Consider the following 18,290-nt stretch of genomic DNA (forward strand, 5'->3'; position numbering starts at 1 on the left):
GCAAAGAAGGAAAATATGGGAAATTAGTTCGATTTTCGATATTACACAACCGTAACTCTATTAAGCGTCAATAAAGCCGATTCTTCAATCTCCAGCCCGCTGAAAAGAATGCCCTCTGTCATCAATTGCTCCCCTGTACGCACTACCGGTTCCTCATGATTCTCGCTGGATAGGTACGTCAGTTGATAGGCTGCAGCCGCGTCCAGTCCCTGCATGTGAATCGAACGAGTCGCTTCTGTGCCGGGCAGACGGAACACGAACAGCAAATGCTCCTCACCGCTTTGTTGACTGTATTGAAAAGCAGACCAGCAATCGCCAAGGCCGCCTCTTACCGGCTGCCCGGTCAACCGATACATATCAGCCGAGCGGACAAAAGGCTTCACCGTTTGTTGGTAGACATCAATGTGATGCGCAAGCCGTTCACTCATCCACTCCGGCATCTGCGGAAGCTTCTGCGAAATGCCGAAGCCGCGAAGCATCGCAATTCGCGTATAATAGTCGAATTGATAGGACTTCAAATCGGGTGAATTCGGGTGAAATTGCTGCTTCTCATAATTCCATAGAAATTCGGAATAGCTCCAGTGCAAGCAGACATCCGCCGCCAGCATCGTAGTTGCTCCCCAGAAAACTTGCAGACTATGCTCCGGCCAATCCGGATCGCTTAAGAAGGTTGTATGGGTATGACTCATCATCCCGAGATCAATACGAAGCCCGCCGGAGGAGCAGTTTTCCAAAATCACCTCAGGATGTTTAGCACGAACGCGATCGAGCATCCGATAGTAACCGTTGTAATGCTCGAATAGTCCGTCTCCGGCACCGTGACCATGGTCGGTACAATTACAGCCCGCTTGCGGATCCAAGTTAAAGTCCAGTTTGATCCACTGACAGTTGTAGCCTTCGATCAAACCATCCAATGTGCTTAAAGCCCACTCCTCTACTTCCGGATTGCCAAAGCAGAGATAACCAAGCTGCTCTCCATCTCTGCGTGCGGGGAAGGATGGATGGCGCTTCGATAAATGCGCGGATTTGCCCAGCGCTTCGATCTCGCACCACAGTCCAAAATTCATCCCGAGCTCATGCACGTAATCCGACAACGCACGAATGCCGCTTGGAAAACGCGTCGTATTCACCATTTCCCAATCACCTCGGTTCTCGAACCATTCTGAAGCTGCTTCAGATGGCCCGAACCAACCGGCATCCAGCGTACAAATTTCAATGCCGAGCTTCGCCGCTTCAGCCGCATTGGCACGGAATACGTCCTCGTTAATCGTCTTGTCCTCGTAGCTCCACCAATGATTCCATTCTGCCGGGAGAGAACGGGAGAATTCATTGCTCACATACCAATGCTTGCGTCCCACTCGAGCAAATTGGATTGACGTACTGTTAAGCTCGCCGCCGCTTCCTGCCGCAATGGCGACATGAATGCCCTCCATGGTTTGTCCCGGCTGCAGCACTTTGGCGAATTCCCAATCATTCAGCCCCCCGCTCACTTCAAAAAGCTTACGTCTTGCGCTTTCTTCGCTCACCTCAGCTCGTTCACAGCGCAAAATCCAATTGCCGGACCACATCGGCGATACCGTTAACAAGTCGCCATCAATCCCTATGAGACTCATCCAAGGGTGCATGTCCTTCGACGAGCGTCCTTGCCTTGTTTGCAAAATAACATCCTCATCCGCCAGCAGCATGCGAACCGGTTCGAACTCGGCTCCCCACTCGCTCTTGTAGTGCATTAGCGTCCACGAATCCTCGGGAAGCCGCAGCCGGAAGGAGTCCACTCGTTCAATGGTCACGGATTCCATTCCTTCATTACGCACCGATACCCAACGCTCCACCAGTGAGGTTTTCTCATAAGCCAACACATGACTTTCTATGACCAAATCCAGCGCGCCGCCATAATGATAGATGGACACGTTATGCAGCGCACCATCTGCCGCAGCTCTCTCTTCTGTCCCTATTGATCGAATACCATCCGTTTGACCATCAATCCTCAGGCTATTCACAACTACCGCAAAATCCGTCCCAGCAATCACTTGCGCCAATCTATTCACCTAGTACACGCTCCTAGTTATGTCATTGCAACAACTGCGCCTATCTCTTCAACCGCAAGCAAAAGGCCGCACCTTAAAGTAGAAATTCTACTTTAAAGCACAGCCTCCTCTTCCCTATTTCTTCGAAATAATTTCGTTCACTTGCTCATCCATTTTCTGCAGCGCTTCGTCGACTGTTATCTTGTTTGCAAAAATTTGATCGACCAGCGGCGTAATCGCTTTATCTTGCGCTTCACGCCATCTGAGGTGATAGATATCGCCGATGTTGCCGTATTTCATCCAGTCGAAGCGAGCCGTTTGGTAGCCTTCCGGCGCCCATGCCGGTGTTTCCACCTTCGAGAGTGCTGTTTTGTTGATTGGAATCCACGATTGCTGCTTCGCCAGCGTTTCTTGGTTCTCGGTCATCGTCCATTTAATGAATTCCCATGCTTGATCCGGGTGCTTCGACTTCTCCGTCATCGCATAACCGCCCATCCAGTATGGAACGACACGTTTGTCTTCCCACTTCGGCATTGGCGCCATATCCCAGTGCAGGTCCTTCTTCTCTTTGAGGTTACCCAGATCCCAGTCACCGCCAACATACATGGCAATTTTGCCTGTCAAGAAGTCGCCGCCAAGGGCACTCGATTGTGCCGCATCCGGCGCAACATGATGCTTGTAGATCAGATCCTGCAAGTATTGCAGCGCATTCTTCGTCTCCGGAGTATTAAATGTCAGCTTCTCCGGATCGTGAATGTTCGGTGCCAATGCCCCGCCTTGCTCTTGGCTAAGCGCCATCCAGCCCCACCATGCGCCAAGGGACATGCTCGTGCCGAACTGCACCGTTTTGTCGCCTTCTTTGATTGTCAGCTTCTGAGCGGCCGCGAGGTAATCATCCCAGTTCCAGTTCTCGTTCGGGTATGCGACATTCGCTTTGTCGAACAAGTCTTTGTTATAGTACATGACTAGCGTTTGATAGTTTTCCGGTGCAACATACATGTTGCTGCCATCAAATTTGAACGGCTCGAACAACTTCTCGTCGTAGTCGGCCATCTTAAGATCGCGGTCGAAGTATGGCTGAAGATTTTTCATAAGTCCTTTTTTGTACCAGGCATAGGCAGGCACATCCCAGTAGAACAAATCTACAGGCGAGTTCGAAGCAAGGGACATCTCGATTTTCTTGAACGTTTCGTCCCAAGGCAGGAGCGTCATTTTTACTTGAATGTTCGGGTGTGTATCGTTAAAGCGTTTCACTTTATCTTTCTCTTCTTCATCTAAAGCGGGGCCGTTCGACCAACGGATGAAATTGAGTTCAACCTTCTCATCCTTGCTGCCTGTGTTGCCGTTGTCATTCCCGCCGCAGCCATACAAGACCGTGGACAGTGCCATGACGAGCGTCATTACTAAAGCCAGCTTACGTTTGCGAAACATACAGATCCCTCTTTTCTCTGTTTTACGTTATGGTTGTCAACCTTTAACGCCGGTAAATACCATGCCCTTGACGAAAATCTTCTGGCAAAGGAAGTACAGAATGACACATGGAGCGATCGCATAAAGCGATGCAGCCATCAGGAGATGAAGATCAGGTGCGCTTCTTGCAGAGCCTTGGAAGTAGGACAGACCCAGCGCCAATGTACGCTTATTCTCATCCGTCAAATAAATGAGCGGCCCCATAAAATCATTCCAAGTCCCCATGAACGTGAACACGCCTACCGTAACAAGCACCGGCTTGCTGAGCGGAACCATGATCCGCGCCCATATGCCATACGTGTTGCATCCATCGATTCGCGCCGAATCCTCGAGCTCGTAGGGGATACCCATGAAGAACTGCCGCATCATGAAGATGAAGAAGGCGCTTCCAAACCATGCAGGAATGATGAGCGGCAGGAAGGTATCCACCCAGCCCAGCTTGTTGAAGAACAGATAAATCGGCACCATCGTTACGGCGCTCGGCAGCATCATCGTCGCCAGCAGCACGAGGAAGATGAAGTTGCGTCCGGGCGCATTCAGCCGCGAGAAGCCATACGCGGCGAAGGAGCAAGAGAACAGCGTTCCGATCATGACGAATACGACAATGAAGAGCGAGTTCTTCGTATATAAGCCAAACGGAAAGGTTGTAAAAGCTTCCACGTAGTTATGCCATTGCATCGGCTGCGGGATCCACTGCGGCGGGAAGATGTAGACGTCCGCTTTGAGCTTCAATGAAGTAGACAGCATCCACGCGAATGGAATCAGAATAATGATGGAGCCGATGCAGAGCAGCAGATAGCTGAATAGTTTGGACATGAGCTCTGACTGACTGCGAGAGAGCTTTCTACGGACAGGCGCATCTGTTTGTGTGATCGTGTTCATTATTTTCCCGACCTCCTGTTCCCTTCGTAGAAGACCCACATCGGCGATGATTTGAAGATGATTAACGTGAACGCCAGAATGATGAGGAAGAGCACCCAGGCCAGCGCGGACGCATAACCCATTTGCAAATAGTCAAAAGCATTACGATATAAGTACAGCACGCTGAACAACGTAGCGTTGTTCGGCCCGCCTGCCGTCATGATGAAGCCTTCCGTAAATACTTGAAGCGCTCCGATAATGCCGGTAATCAAATTGAAGAAAATAACAGGTGAGAGCATAGGCAGCGTAATATGCCGGAATTGCTTCCGTTTGTTCGCTCCGTCAATCTCCGCAGCCTCATAGAGATCCGTTGGAATGCCTTGCAGGCCGGCCAGATAGACCAGCATGCTTCCGCCAACGCCCCATAGTCCCATAATAATGATCGGCGGCAGTGCCCACTGTTCATCGATGAACCATTTCGGTCCCTCGAAACCGATTAAGCTGATGGCCCAGTTGATTAACCCGAAATCCGGATTGAAAATCCACTTCCACAGCAAGGCAACCGCAACACCCGACATGACCGCAGGCAAGTAGAAAATCGTTCGGAAGAAGAAGATACCCTTAATGTTCTTGTTAAGCAGAAGTGCCAGCGCCAAGGAAACGACGAGTCCCAGCGGTACGCTCACGACGGAGTAGATCATCGTTACCTTAAGCGATTGCCAGAACAAGGAGTCCTTGAACAATTCGATATAATTGTCCAGTCCGACCCATCTAGGCGTGCTCAGAATATCGTAGTCCGTAAAGCTGAAGTAGGCAGATGCCGCGATTGGTCCCAGCATGAAGAATAACAAGCCGAGTATCGCAGGACTCATAAACACGTAACCGTCGAGCGCTTCACGTCTGGACCGGGTCCACCATCTTTTCTTTGTGTTCATACTCGTCGTTCACCTCCAAGATCGATTGGAATTAAACTTATTTTCGGTTTTCCGAAACGTTTCGGATGCCCATCTGAAAAAGAGCGCTGCTGCTCTCCTCAATTCGCTCCCTACTACTAGCTTCCTAAGGTATCGCTCTCGTGCTCTCGCGGATAATTAATTCATTTTGCAATACGATTTTGCGGTCCATTTGGCGGTTCTCCATCATATCGATGACGAGCTGCGCTGCCTGGTAACCCATCTCGTATTTATCTTGACGGATAGTTGTCAGCTTCGGCGAGCAGTAGGCAGCTACCGGGATGTCGTCATAGCCGACGATGGACAACGTTTGCGGGACTTGCCGCTTCAGCTTCTCCATTGCGCGGAGCGCGCCGAGTACCATCAAGTCACTCGCCGAGAACACCGCCGTTACGTAGGGATGATTGAGCAGGATGCGATACATCGCCTCGCAGCCGCCGTCTTCTGAGAAGTTGCCGTCGAAGACGAGTTCCGGATCGTAAGGGATTCCGGCTTTCTCCAATGCTTGCTTGTAGCCCTGCAGCCTTCTGATGCTGACTGCCGCTTCGTTATGGCCGTTGATCATCGCGATCTTACGATGCCCTAGCTCAAGCAGATGATTGACCGCAAGCGTTGCCCCGTACACATTGTCCGTTGTAACATGGCCTGCGTTCTTGCTCTCGACCGGAATGTCGATCAGCACACACGGGTAATCGGCTTTGCTCACAATTTCCTCCAGGTACGGATCATTCACCCGTAAGCCGAACACAATTGCACCGTCCACGCCGCGCTCCCTGCACAGATCCGAATAGGATTTCTTCAGCTGCTTCTTCGAGCTCGTGCTGAATAGCAGAATATCGTAATCGAGCATCGTCGAGCGGTCATTAATGCCGCACAAGATCTCGTAGGCGAGCGCATCCTTGACGCCTTCCCGGTTAATATCCGAGATGATGACGCCGATCGTTCTTGATTTCTTCATCACCAGACTTCTGGCAGCAGCGCTTGGTCGATAATTCATTTCTTCGGCAGCCTGCTTAATTTTCTTGCGCGTTTCCTCATTGACGTCGCTGTATCCGTTAAGCGCTCTTGATACAGTCGTAACCGACAATCCGGTTGCTTTAGCCAGGTCTTTAATGGTGGTCACAACTTGCACATCCTCTATCGAAACGTTTCGGGTTGATTATGGACTCAGTATAGGTCAAAATGACAGCGTTTGCAAGAGCAAAATTAGGGGACAAACGCGGGGAACGACCGGCTGCTTGTACGTTAATTCGCCGCTGATGTGTTGCATTGGGAGCTACACATTTGCTAGATTCGGTGGCTTGTCGCTGATGTGTTGCTCTGAGAGCTACTCATTTGCTAGTTTCGCCGACTAACTGCTGATGTGATGTGTTGCCCTGGGGGCTACTCTTTCCCCACTCCCGCAGATTTTCCGCTGGATAGTTACACTTAGAGCCACTCTTTCTCTATATTCACCAACCAACCAATCATGTGGTGCCCTGAGGACCGCACATTGCCGGTTTCCCGCCAATGTGCGGTACCTACTACCTCTCTTGATGCTACTATGCCGATTTCCCGCCAATGTGCGGTACCTGCTACCTCTCTTGGTGCTACTTCCCTGGTATTCTCGCCAGCACGCTCTTCCCCACCGGTTAAACATAAATAAGAGCCATCTCAAAAGTTGCCGTGCACACTTTTGAGATAGCCCTTGAAGGACATTTTATACCTCCTGCCGCCAGTCCAAAATGACCCCTAGGCATGGGCTTTTCGGGGCAGTAATCAGCTCCCAAGCTTCGGCAGCATCTTCTGCAGGAAACCGATGTGTGATCAGCTGTTCAGTCGTCAGCCAACCTTCTCGAATGGCCGCTATCGTAGCTGCCATTCGATCTGCCGACCAGCCTGATGGGGCATGCAGCGTGATCTCCTGCTCGCGAAGCTTCTGGATATCGATCATCCCCGCTTCGCCTAGGTAGCCTGCCGAAACGAGGTGGCTGTCGTGTTTCATATGCGGCTGCAGCTTGCGGAAGGTATCGAGGCTGCCCACCGTGTCAATCACAATGGCGAGCTGCTTGTTCTCACTCTCCAGCACTTGCGCGGGATCGCTGATATGGCCATTGATCGGAGTGGCATAGCCTCCAGCAACGGCAAGCTTCAGCCTCTCCTCCCGATGTCCGAGCAGATAAACCTGCGCACCGCGATGAGCCAGCGTCTGTGCCGCCCATTGGCCAACGAGCCCGTCGCCGATTACAACCGCAATGTCTCCCTCTGAAACTGGCGGCCGCATGCCGCAGTTATAGCCGACCTGCGTCAGCACCGTACCGGAGTAAGCCAGCGGCTCCGGCCCCTCCTCCGATAGCTTCCACACTTGGGAGCCGTCTGTAACGGCCGGATTGATGTGACCGCCAAAATCAAAGTACATACCGTCTACTTTACTGACCGATGCGAATACGCGATCCCCTGCTTTTACATGAGTCACCGCGGCTCCGGTTGAAATAACACGCCCTACCTTCTGATAACCGGGTACATGCGGGAAAGGCCATGGCCCCCCATCCGTGTATGGAACCTCGCCTGAAATACGCTCCCCACGGAAGAAAGACGATTCGGTTCCGATGCTGATCCAGGAATATTCGAGCTCAATGACGACATCACGATCAGTAGGTTCAGGCACCTCTACGGTCCGAACGCTCACCACTTCTTTTGTTTCGAATACGACTGCCAATGCTTTCATATTAAAAACCCTCCTGCAGGTTGAAGCAAATCTTGATTGCTTGCTGCGTTTTAAGAAGCTCGACGCCGCCTTTGTATTCCCTGAAAGAGAGCTCCACCGTTTGCAGACATTCCGTGTTGAAGGCAGGATTGCTTAGTGCATCCAGCAGCAAGTGTCGGTCCCGCTTCGTAACGGGGTGATAGCGGTAAGATTCCAGCTTTGTTCCTTTGAACCAATACGATTCTGGGTACGTAATATTGCCCTTCAGCACGCCGAATATGATCACATGTTCGTCGGTACGATCAAGCACGTTTTGCACCGATGCTGCATAGCCCACGCAATCGTATCCAAGATCGAATCTACGATCTCCGAGATCATCCGCATGTACTGCTTCGCCGTTCAGGGACAGCCCATTTACGAAATCAACGCGCTCTCTATTCACATCGATCGCCGTCACCTTTGCTCCCCAATGTGAAGCGAGCTGCATCGCCAAAATACCTGCAGGCCCAAGTCCTGCAACTAACATCGTCTTGCCTTGCATATCATCAAACTGATCTAGTCCATACATGACGCATTTGAGCAGCTCCGACGAAACCGCGCGCTTATCCGAGATGTTGTCCGGAAGCTTCAACAGGTCGTTTTCCCGGTAAGCCATGTATTCTGCATACGCGCCAAAGCCTGGCGATACATGCTCCAGCGCCACTACGCGATCACCGGGAGCGAAGCCCTGTACGCTCGCGCCGACTGCCTCCACCACACCTACCGCTTCATGTCCAGGGAAGCCCGGGGGCAGCGGATAATCCGGCTGGCGATTCTGGATGAACATATCCTTGCCGCCCATCATATGCAAATCCCAGCGAGGACAGGTTGCTACAAGATGGATGCGAACTAGCAGTTGATCATCCTTGATTTCGGGAACCGGCACTTCAATGGATTCATACTGGTCAACGCCTGTAATCTGTATCGCTTTCATGTGCGTCATCTCCTTACGGACTAGCCATATTTAGCTGGTCCTGCTACTTCTTAGGATAAGCGCTTACAAGAAGGATGTCTTTGCACTCCATAGTGATGGTGGAGGTAATGCAATGAAATTCAACCGTTTACGGGCATTGTGGTGCATGATATGATTTGCACATCATTGACATGTTGAGAACGGGGGCATATGGTGAGGATCCGAAAACATGGCTTAGCTGCAGTTGAAGGCGGTATTGGCAGCCGCGCCGGGGGCGTACATCCGTATGGTGAGCTTCTCTGCATTACAGAGGGTGAAGCTGATTTGGAATGGTCGGGGATGACATATCATGCTGACGGAACTGCCTTATTTGTTATTTTACCGAATACGCCCCATCAGCTGGTTCAGCGATCACATCGACTATGTTATTGGTTTGTTGAATTCCATGAAGAGGATGCCGCTGCGCTGCCGAGTGTTGATCTGATTTATCGCTGGAACAGCATGCAATCGGACATTAGTTGGAGCAGTGCGCCTTATCCGGCGCTTCGTGCTGCTTTTGAGGCAGTCCGGATGCTGATGATGGCGGAAACCTCGCTTGCCCCGGCTATTTTTCAAGAAGCGCTCCTATCCGATCTGCACAAACTGCTTGTGTTCATCCCTAATATCACGGCATTGACGCCGCAGTCTCCCAGCTACTCCTCGGGTGAGATGCTCGTCACAGAGGTGCTGCGTTTCTTGGAATCGGTATTCCCACAATCGATTTCGCTGCAGACAATCGCCGATTATACCCACTACAATCCCTCGTATCTCGTGCGCCTTTTCCGGCAGCATACCGGAAAGACACCATTCAGTTACTTAAACGAGCTCCGGCTTGCGGCCGCCTCCCAGTATCTGCTGCATTCGGATATGACCGTACAGCATGTCTCACAGGCATGCGGTTTCCAGAGCATTCATTACTTCAGCCGGACCTTTAAGAAACAATTCGGCGTGTCGCCAAGCGAGTGGCGAAAGCCGGCGCGGACTTGACTGGGTAAGAATTTGTTAAGGCATTGCTGCTGGGAGTCGGATTCCCGACTCCCAGCAGCCTCGCGCTGACTCATGAGCACCATCAGTTGCCGCTATACCTCTAGATCAGCTACTTTCTCCCATTTCCCCGTATTTCCGCCAATATAGACCTCTAGATCAGCTACTTTCTATTAAGCATCAGTGAGGGTTGTTTGCTATTCCGAATTTTGGTGCGATGTATCCCCACCAGTGAGTTACTTGTCTATCGACCATCTGCGGCGTTTATTTGCTCCTACGAGTTTCGCCCAATTAAAGCCTAGGTTAGCTACTGTTCCGTTCATGAGCGGTACCCAGCACACGCCAATGTGCGGTACGCAGCACCTCTCTTCAGCCCAAACCCACCATTCCACCTCAATGAACGGTACTCAGTATCTCTCTTTCCTCCAAACCTACCTTTCCACGCCAATGTGCGGCACCTCGTACCGCTCTTCGGCCGACAAACGAACAAAAGGCTGCCCCCCTTCATCGATCGAATCAGATAACAGGCGCAGCCTTCAACAGCTAGATTCGCTCCAAGACCAGCACCCAGTCTTGGAAGATTTTAAACGCGCCGGTGCTCCATTTGCCGTCCGCATCTGGGACAATCGTCGGCCCGAAATCATGTTCGTCGCCTGTGGCCGGATCGAACATGAACGCGCGATAAGTCACATCCTGCTCGATGCCGAGCACTTCAACACCGCTGAAAGCGAGCAGGAACGGTGCATAGATGACGCGAACCTGCCCAGGAATGCCCGCCGCATAAGGCCTCGCCGTCACAGGCACGTCCTCTGCCACCGCATTCAGCCACTGCGGCTGCGGCTCGAAGGACCACCACGCGTACCGCTCGAGCAGCTTCCTCCCCAGTCCGACTTGCCGTGAGCCCGGCAGCTGAGCCGCTTCTCGCCAGAACATATGCCCCCATGCCACCCCATGCGGGGACGCGCCGTAAGGTTTATCCTCCGCATTCACCTGCCATATTCCATTCGCGCCATAGGTATGACCGCATGCTCCGCCGAGCATGCACGTCCAGAACGTGAAACGCTGAATATCTTGATAGCTTGTTCCGCCGATGCCCTCGTAGCATACCTCGGAATTGATAACTGGCGTACGCGGCTCCCTGGCAACCGACTCCTGAATCATACGGACCGTCGGCTCAAGCGAGATATAGGCGCCATGCCCGGTTTGCAGCATATCCAAATCCAGAACAGCAGCATCCTCCACCATGTTGTGCCCGTATTGCGTAGGGTGGATTGTGAGCAATCTGCCAAAAGGATCGGTCTCTTTGACATAAGCCGCCATAGCAGTCCATTCCTTGCGCAGCCGCTCCACGTAGAGCTGTTTCTGATCCGGATTCTTGAACGCATCCCACTGATAATACGGCATATCGGCCTCACCGCAGAGGCACCAAGCAACCGGATAAGCACCATATCGGGCGATCAAATACTCCCACTGCTTCTTGATCACATCACGTCCGGCAAAATCAAAATAATACCCCCAGCATGCCACAATACACGGAAGCAGTCCGGATTCCACCATCCACTCAATCTTCGGATCGGCAGCGTCGAAGAACGCCGGATTGATGCGAGCAAAACCTTCCTCCCAAGCCTGCCCGCCTTCATTGCTGCCGCGTGGATCGAATGGTCCCATGTCCGGATAGAGTCCGGCAACGACTTGTATGACGGTGAAGCCTTTCTCTACACGATCCTGTGACAGCCATTTGACATCCTCCGGCCACTTCAGCCGATCCGTCAAGGACATCCACCACGTATCGCCGAGCCAGAAGAACGGCTTGCCATCGGCATGCGCCAGATAGCTGCGACTTGCAGCAGCCCGCGGACTGCCATGCAGATACAGCGGATTATCGCCCGTATAGGCCGTAACCTCAATTGTTCCCTCTTGCCCGTGCAGACTGACATTAGTACTGTCCGAGCAAATCGTACGATACCGATGCACACCGACTTGATCAGAGGAATAGCGAAACTTCCACGTCTGCCCTCCGCCCCAGAACCCCGGCACCGCACGTTCCCTGCCGTTCGGAGAGGTAATAACAACTTGCATGCCGATATCGTTAAAAGGATCCGGATATGCCGTACCAGAGCGATACTCCCATTCCGTCACTTGATTTTGCATGATGCTGCTCGCCATTACCTCGATCAATCCCTTCATCAATTGAATTACCGCTCGATCACTGCTGCCTGTTGATGCGAATCGTCAAATCATACTGGAAATCCGGCAGCCGAATAACGGTTCCTGCCCCGCCGCTTATGCGCACAGATGGAGAATACTGGCCTGTTGCCGGATCGAAGCAGCGAATACGATAACTGCCATCCGGTAAATCAACAATCAGCTCCTCCGATACAAGCGGTGAGCCTGCACCGTCATCTGTCAGCTCTCTCTCGTCTGCCACGTAGATGTTGTACTCTTCGCCCGGAATCCCGAGCGTACATGTAACCGAATGTTTCGGCTCCCCAAGAACAAAGTCCGGCAACGGTCGCGCGTCTGCAAGATCGATAGAATGTACATATGCAGACAAATGCTTCATCCAAATCCGAATATGCCGCTGAGAAGAAGGCGTTCCGGCTTCAACGTAATTGATAATGGAAAAATCGATATAGTCATAATGGCAGCCGCTCATGAGTGTCGCCCACGCGCGCTTGCGATGAATCGTCCAACCGTCCGGATCCTTATACTGGCTGGCAACGTTATCTTCATCGAGATTAAGCGGCTTGCTCTCGTTCCGCGTAGCCAAACAAAAGTCCCGTACCTCGCGCAGCCGAAGCTGCTTCGACATGAACTCACCCATATGGTAGCCGCGTCCCCCGTAGGTCGTGTTCGGCAGCGGATGCATATTGACGATATCGATGCCGAAATCACCAAACGACAAGTCCGACGATTGCTCCCAAGGCTCATAGATGAACGCTTCTTGCCCTGCGATCATATGTTTGTTCGGCAAAAGAGCTTCCGTCTCGCGGATCACCTCGGCAATCGCCAACTGCCACGCATTGACCTCTTGCGACGTTGGCGGCGGATGCTCGCTGCTTCCCGAGAAACTTCCGCCTGGCTCATTGCAGATTTCGTAGAAAATATTATCGTAGCGGTTCGTTTCCTCTACGATCTTCCGAACATGTGCGAGCTGGCGCTGAAACAGCTTCGGTGCGCGCATCGTATTGTAATCGGTCCACGGAATGGACTCCACGTCGCTGATATTGTTCGCGGCGTTAAGCGGATTGAGATTCCAGACGCTGTCCCCATAAGTATTGCTCAGCAGCACAACCTCTACGATAATGCCATAATCGGATGCGAGTGATAGAAAACGGTGAAGGCGATCAAAGAACTCCGGATTCCAGGCATCCAAATCATACTTTGGCTGCCAATCTAACGCTTTCTCCGGCCCCACTCGAGGATAAGGGGCGATATAATCCGGCGATTCCGGCTTGCAGGTGGAATAGGGATTGCAGTGACTTTGCTGCTCACGAAACAGCATGAATAACCTCGTGAGTGTCTGCTGCTTCTCATGAGCATCTGCCAGATATTTGGCGAAGTCGAACGGGCGGTTGATGACCGCGCCGTAATGCTCTGTTGCGCATACGAGAACCAGCGGTTTGCCGCGAAACTCGAACACGCGGCTGTTCCTCGGATGTTGGCGAATCGGAATAGCCACTGCACACACAGCTCCTTTCATCCTCGCTCAAATGTGGAGAATCGTTCCAGCTTCCTTATGAAACCAGGGCGCGCAAGCACTTCTCTGTTCACAACATTGACAGGCGCTGTGCCGCTTGCAGCATCCATAATGGCATTTGTGGTATCCGCCCATAATCCTTCAACCATCTCCTCCGTCCAACACAGACTGTGCGGCGTAACAATCACATTGTCCATATGAAGGAGCGGCGAGTCGCTGATAAACGGTTCTTCCTCGAATACATCCAGCCCGGCGCCGCCAATCCAGCCTTCTTGCAACGCTCTCACCATTGCTTGCTCATCCACGATACCGCCACGCGCCGTATTGATCAGGAAAGCAGATCGTTTCATAGCCCGCAGCTGATCGTATGAAATGAGGCGGAACGTCTCCTTAGATAAGAAACAGTTGATCGTCAGATAATCCGAACGTTCGCATAAGGTCTGCAGGTCAACAAGCTCCACGCCATACGAGGCAGCCACTGCCGGATCAGCATAGGGGTCGTAAGCGATCATCTTCATCTCGAACCCTCGCGTCATACGGAACAATTCCTTCGCTATGTTGCCGAGTCCGACGGAGCCAAGGGTCTGGCCGGTAATGCGGTAGCCCGGATAATCAATTCGATCCTGCCATCGTTTCTCCGCGATCAGCCTGCTCTTCACGGGGAGTCGATGAGCAAGCGCCAGCATATGCGTCATGATGGCATACGCCACCGGCTTGCGAATGCCTTGAGGTGTAATCGTGACTGCGATGTCAGCCTCCGTGCAAGCTTGCACATCCACCATGTCATAGCCGACGCCATAACGCGCAATGACGATCAAGCGATCTGCGGCGGCAGTCAGTGCATCCGCCGTGTAACGAGGCGTCAAGCTGATTACACCATCGTAGTGCTGCAATTGCTCGACAGTCACCGAGTTCAGGTGCTCGTCGAAGTAAGACTGCTCAATATGCTTGATCCGAGAAATTCGCTGTGTACCTTCAAGTCCGAAGGCCGGCTCTCCTCGGCTGTTCAAGAAATCACGCGTGAGTCCGAGCTGAAAGGTCGCCACCTCGCGTCGCCTCCTTCCTACTCCATTTGGAATACGATGCGATCCAGCACTTCCATGCCGCCTGTCGTCACATCTGTCACCAGCACATCCGACATGTACGCTTCCCATCTCGCGGTGTCCGGATTAGCTTGAAACCGCGCCCATGCCGGAGCAAAAGCATCTTCGGATTCGATCGTCGCATACAGCCTGTTTTCCTTCATAAAGGTAATGAAATTGCTGAAGCCTGCCTCTCGCAGGGCGGCGATAACCTCGGGCCAGACAGCTTCATGACGCCGGATGTACTCCTCTTCCATCCCGCGCTTGCACTCGTAGAAGAACATATACTTCGTTTTAGCCAATGCGCTCGACCTTCTTTCCGATTTGGTAAGCAGCCTCGATAATCTCCATCGTCTTCAAATATTCCTCACCCGAGGTAACAAACGGCAATCCGCTCTCAATGCCTTCGATAAAATGCTGATGCAGCCGATTATGCGACTCTTGAAAAGCTTCCTGCGGACGCGGGATCTGTTCCACAGTGCCATCCGTTCGAAGCAAGAGCATTTCGCCGTCTGCGTTCAAGCGAAGCGTTGCCTCGCTCCCCTCGATCACCACGTACTCCATCAAATTCTCGCCGCCCGGCAGCGTATAGCTCCCGTCCCGAAATTCCCGCGAAGCCCATGAAGCTTCCAGCATGCCGGTCATTGCCGCATGATGGAAGATGACAATCGCCAGATCATCGCCTTTAATATGGGGGCTGACCCTCTTCGTGACGGCGGTAATACCATCAGGCTCTCCGAACAACGACCTGTAGCTGTCGATGTAATGCGGCCCCATCTCATATAGCAGCAGACGCTCCATATCGCGGAAGTAGGGCTGCGTCATCTGAGCGGGATCGTCGAAGCGCGGAGTGAAGAACCATTTTGCGCTGATTTTGGCATACGACACCTCACCAAGAACGCCGCTCTCCAGCACGCGCTTCATCGCAAGATAATGGCCCTGCCAGCGCCAGCCTTCGGCTACCATGAGCCGAACTCCGTTCTCTCGGCAGATGGCAACCATCCTGCGGCATTCCTCGAGCGTAGGGGCAAAAGGCTTCTGGCATAACACATGCTTGCCGGCGCGAGCCGCTATCTCCACCATCTCCAGATGCGTGTTGGGGCGTGTGATAACGTCGACAATATCGATACCCGGATGCCGGACGGCTTCGTGCAAGGACGCGTAGAGCTGATCTTGAGATAATCGGTACATCAGAGCTTTCCTCGCCAGCTTCGGCGGATTGCGATCTGCGATTGCCGCAATGCGAACATTGCTTAATGAGCCCCATGCTTGAAAATGAACATCGGACCAGTAGCCCATGCCCACCATACAAACGTTCCATTTTCGCTCCATTTCAACCTTGGCTCCTTCTCCATTCGTTTCGATTTCGCATTAGAACCACAGATGGGGCTTCGGGTCTCGCCCGACTGCGCGCATCGCGCTTTCCATGGATCGGATCATGAGGCCGATGTCGGAGCCAAGCCCCACCATGTTGAAGCCTTGCTCCTGCCTGAGCTTCGCATCCTCCGCGTTCATGCTCATGATGCCTGAAGCGATGCCCAGCTTGGCTGCAGCGGTTCGCACATTCAGAATGACCTCAGCTATGCCGGGTCCTTCCCAATCCCCTAAGTATCCGTAGGATGCCGACAAATCCGCAGGTCCGAAGAAGATGGCTTCAAGCCCCGGAACCTGCAAAATCTGCTCGATGTCGTCCACTGCATCCTTCGTTTCGATCAGCGGGATGATGAGCGTTTCCTCGTTCGCATCCTTCAAGTAATCCTGCATCCCCATTCCCCATTTGACGGACCGTTCGCCTCCGATGCCTCGCACTCCCTCTGTTGGATAACGGCCGTAGCTCATGCCTTCCTCCATATCCTCTCGACTTCGAACAAGCGGAAGCAGCACGCCATGTGCGCCAAGATCGAGTACCCTCTTCACGATACCCTGCTCGATACTCGGTACCCGAACAAGCACTGCTGTGTCCGAACCTCGGACCGTTCTCACATGCTCCATGACTTCCTTCAAGTCCAAATGTCCATGCTCCATGTCCACGCATATCCAGTCCGTGCCCATCATGATTGCCGCCTCGGTGATGGACGGACTTTCAAGCGTTATCCATACACCTGTTGTTGGCTGGTTTGCTTGCAGTTTACGACGTAACGGGTTCCGCGCCGTTCTATTGACCGCCAAACGTACTCCTCCTTACCTTTACAGCAATTCCTCGATTGCTGCGCGGCTTTCTGTGTGTATAATCTAATTGTAGCGCTTTCAACACCGCTGTCAGTGACGATTCTTTACCTGTTATCTACGCTATTTGACTTTAGAGAAGGACGGGGAGCTGCGGTATGCGAACGTCGTATTATTTTGACAATATCGAGGAGCCTGTTATCCTTCCCTTCACACCGCTCGCTGTCTCGCGCAAGCTGCCGTATCAGCTGTGTACGGTGGGGCATGTTCATTTCGCCGAGAAGTTCTACACCGAACGGGAGAAACAGAAAAACTACCAAATCATCTTCACCGATGAAGGCAGCGGCATCCTAACCTATGAAGGCAAAAAGGTTGTGCTGGACCGTGGCAAAGTCGCCTTAATCAACTGTTTCGGCCATCATCATTATCAAACCGGCGATTCCGGCGTATGGAAATATCGGTTTTTACATATCAAGGGCAGCGGCGTGCCTGCCTTCTACGATACGATCAACCCGAGCGGCTTGACCCCGATCACGCTGCAGCATTCTTCGGAGTTTAATAGCTGTTTTGACAAAATCATGCGGTACGTCGAGGCCGGCGATCATCAGAGCGATCTTGCGATTCCGGTGCTTATTATGAGAATCCTGACGGAGCTGTCCTTGAATCGCAATCGCGGCGAAGGCGCCCGGAAGACGGAATATCACCAGCAGGTGATTGAGTCTGCGATCCGTTTCATGGAGGAGCAGCTGAGCCGAGGCGATTTCAGCGTAGCCGAGGTCGCGAGACATGCGGGCTTCAACGAGAGCTACTTCTCCCGCCTCTTCAAACGAATGACCGGCACCTCGACACAGGAGTACCTGATGCGGCTGCGTATAGACCGGTCGAAGCATCTGCTGAAGAAGTCGATGTCCTCCGTCTCCGAAGTCGCTTATGAGGTCGGCTTCGAGAACGTGAACGTGTACATCCGAGATTTCAAGAAATTGACCGGTGTAACACCGCTCAAATATCGATTGTTCGCGGATGGCGTGTAGGACAGGCTGGGTCGCTCACGCTAGTATCCGCCTCCTCCACACCTTTCTCCTTGTCCGATTGTAGGAGCTATCTAGGCCTGTCCTCTCTTCCGGTCTGACAGAGAGCTACCTGCTCCTCCCCTTTTCCAGTCCGACAGAGAGCTACCTGCTCCTCCCCTTTTCCTGCCTTTAAGTAGAATGTTGCATATTGTGCAACATTCTACTTACATTCGTACCAGCTTGAAGGCAAATGTTGCATTTTATGCAACATCATCCCCGTAATTGGCCCATTTTCTGCTCCTATACTGTAAAATTTTGCATTCTATGCAACAATCTGCGATATCAACCTACTTTCACCGT

The 18,290-nt window shown here is 52.4% G+C and carries 15 protein-coding genes; 2 read left to right on the forward strand and 13 right to left on the reverse strand.

The window, feature by feature from the left end; genetic code table 11:
- Window positions 1-41: 41 nt before the first annotated feature.
- The 7 genes from AC0YNS_RS17330 to AC0YNS_RS17360 all read right to left on the reverse strand — a co-directional run bounded on the left by AC0YNS_RS17330 (window position 42) and on the right by AC0YNS_RS17360 (window position 8,970).
- Window positions 42-2,048 (reverse strand): alpha-galactosidase, encoded by a 2,007-nt coding sequence (locus tag AC0YNS_RS17330; protein ID WP_475782217.1) that lies wholly within the window; start codon window positions 2,046-2,048, stop codon window positions 42-44.
- A gap of 114 nt (window positions 2,049-2,162) precedes the next feature.
- Entirely contained in the window at window positions 2,163-3,458 is a 1,296-nt protein-coding gene (locus tag AC0YNS_RS17335) for an ABC transporter substrate-binding protein (RefSeq protein WP_475782218.1), read from the reverse strand.
- A gap of 36 nt (window positions 3,459-3,494) precedes the next feature.
- Window positions 3,495-4,379 (reverse strand): carbohydrate ABC transporter permease, encoded by an 885-nt coding sequence (locus tag AC0YNS_RS17340; protein ID WP_090986908.1) that lies wholly within the window; start codon window positions 4,377-4,379, stop codon window positions 3,495-3,497.
- Entirely contained in the window at window positions 4,379-5,293 is a 915-nt protein-coding gene (locus tag AC0YNS_RS17345; RefSeq protein ID WP_090986906.1) for a carbohydrate ABC transporter permease, read from the reverse strand. Before AC0YNS_RS17345 ends, AC0YNS_RS17340 begins: the two co-directional genes overlap by 1 nt.
- A gap of 124 nt (window positions 5,294-5,417) precedes the next feature.
- Window positions 5,418-6,434 carry a LacI family DNA-binding transcriptional regulator gene (locus AC0YNS_RS17350; RefSeq protein ID WP_475782219.1) on the reverse strand — a complete coding sequence of 339 codons (1,017 nt, stop codon included), beginning with the start codon at window positions 6,432-6,434 and terminating at the stop codon, window positions 5,418-5,420.
- A 576-nt stretch (window positions 6,435-7,010) separates the two neighbouring features.
- Window positions 7,011-8,018, reverse strand: a complete 1,008-nt coding sequence (locus AC0YNS_RS17355) for a zinc-binding dehydrogenase (RefSeq protein ID WP_475782220.1) — start codon at window positions 8,016-8,018, stop codon at window positions 7,011-7,013.
- A gap of 1 nt (window position 8,019) precedes the next feature.
- Window positions 8,020-8,970, reverse strand: a complete 951-nt coding sequence (locus tag AC0YNS_RS17360) for a zinc-dependent alcohol dehydrogenase (protein ID WP_475782221.1) — start codon at window positions 8,968-8,970, stop codon at window positions 8,020-8,022.
- A gap of 189 nt (window positions 8,971-9,159) precedes the next feature.
- Between AC0YNS_RS17360 and AC0YNS_RS17365 the strand changes: the two genes are divergently transcribed.
- Complete coding sequence (locus AC0YNS_RS17365) at window positions 9,160-9,975, forward strand: helix-turn-helix transcriptional regulator (protein WP_475782222.1); 816 nt, start codon at window positions 9,160-9,162, stop codon at window positions 9,973-9,975.
- A 540-nt stretch (window positions 9,976-10,515) separates the two neighbouring features.
- Here AC0YNS_RS17365 and AC0YNS_RS17370 read toward each other — a convergent pair.
- From AC0YNS_RS17370 to AC0YNS_RS17395, 6 genes are read right to left on the reverse strand one after another with little or no spacing between them, the layout of a single operon-like run.
- The gene (locus AC0YNS_RS17370) at window positions 10,516-12,159 is read right to left on the reverse strand and encodes a glycoside hydrolase family 140 protein (protein ID WP_475782471.1); all 1,644 of its coding nucleotides are present in this window, start codon (window positions 12,157-12,159) and stop codon (window positions 10,516-10,518) included.
- Window positions 12,160-12,178: 19 nt separating this feature from the next.
- Window positions 12,179-13,654 carry a cellulase family glycosylhydrolase gene (locus tag AC0YNS_RS17375; protein WP_475782223.1) on the reverse strand — a complete coding sequence of 492 codons (1,476 nt, stop codon included), beginning with the start codon at window positions 13,652-13,654 and terminating at the stop codon, window positions 12,179-12,181.
- Between the two features lie 17 nt (window positions 13,655-13,671).
- Window positions 13,672-14,718, reverse strand: coding sequence for an NAD(P)-dependent oxidoreductase (locus AC0YNS_RS17380; protein ID WP_475782224.1), 1,047 nt, complete (start codon window positions 14,716-14,718; stop codon window positions 13,672-13,674).
- 17 nt (window positions 14,719-14,735) lie between these two features.
- A complete protein-coding gene (locus tag AC0YNS_RS17385; RefSeq protein WP_475782225.1) occupies window positions 14,736-15,056 on the reverse strand; it encodes an L-rhamnose mutarotase in 321 nt (106 codons plus the stop codon).
- The gene (locus AC0YNS_RS17390; protein WP_475782226.1) at window positions 15,049-16,086 is read right to left on the reverse strand and encodes a Gfo/Idh/MocA family protein; all 1,038 of its coding nucleotides are present in this window, start codon (window positions 16,084-16,086) and stop codon (window positions 15,049-15,051) included. The genes AC0YNS_RS17385 and AC0YNS_RS17390 overlap by 8 nt, the downstream gene beginning before the upstream one ends.
- Before the next feature lie 39 nt (window positions 16,087-16,125).
- A complete protein-coding gene (locus AC0YNS_RS17395) occupies window positions 16,126-16,923 on the reverse strand; it encodes an HpcH/HpaI aldolase family protein (protein ID WP_475782227.1) in 798 nt (265 codons plus the stop codon).
- Window positions 16,924-17,078: 155 nt separating this feature from the next.
- Between AC0YNS_RS17395 and AC0YNS_RS17400 the strand changes: the two genes are divergently transcribed.
- On the forward strand, window positions 17,079-17,951 hold the full coding sequence (locus AC0YNS_RS17400; RefSeq protein WP_475782228.1) for a helix-turn-helix domain-containing protein: 873 nt from the start codon (window positions 17,079-17,081) through the stop codon (window positions 17,949-17,951).
- The last annotated feature ends 339 nt before the right edge of the window (window positions 17,952-18,290 follow it).

The sequence above is a fragment of the Paenibacillus sp. J22FR21 genome, from assembly GCF_056269135.1.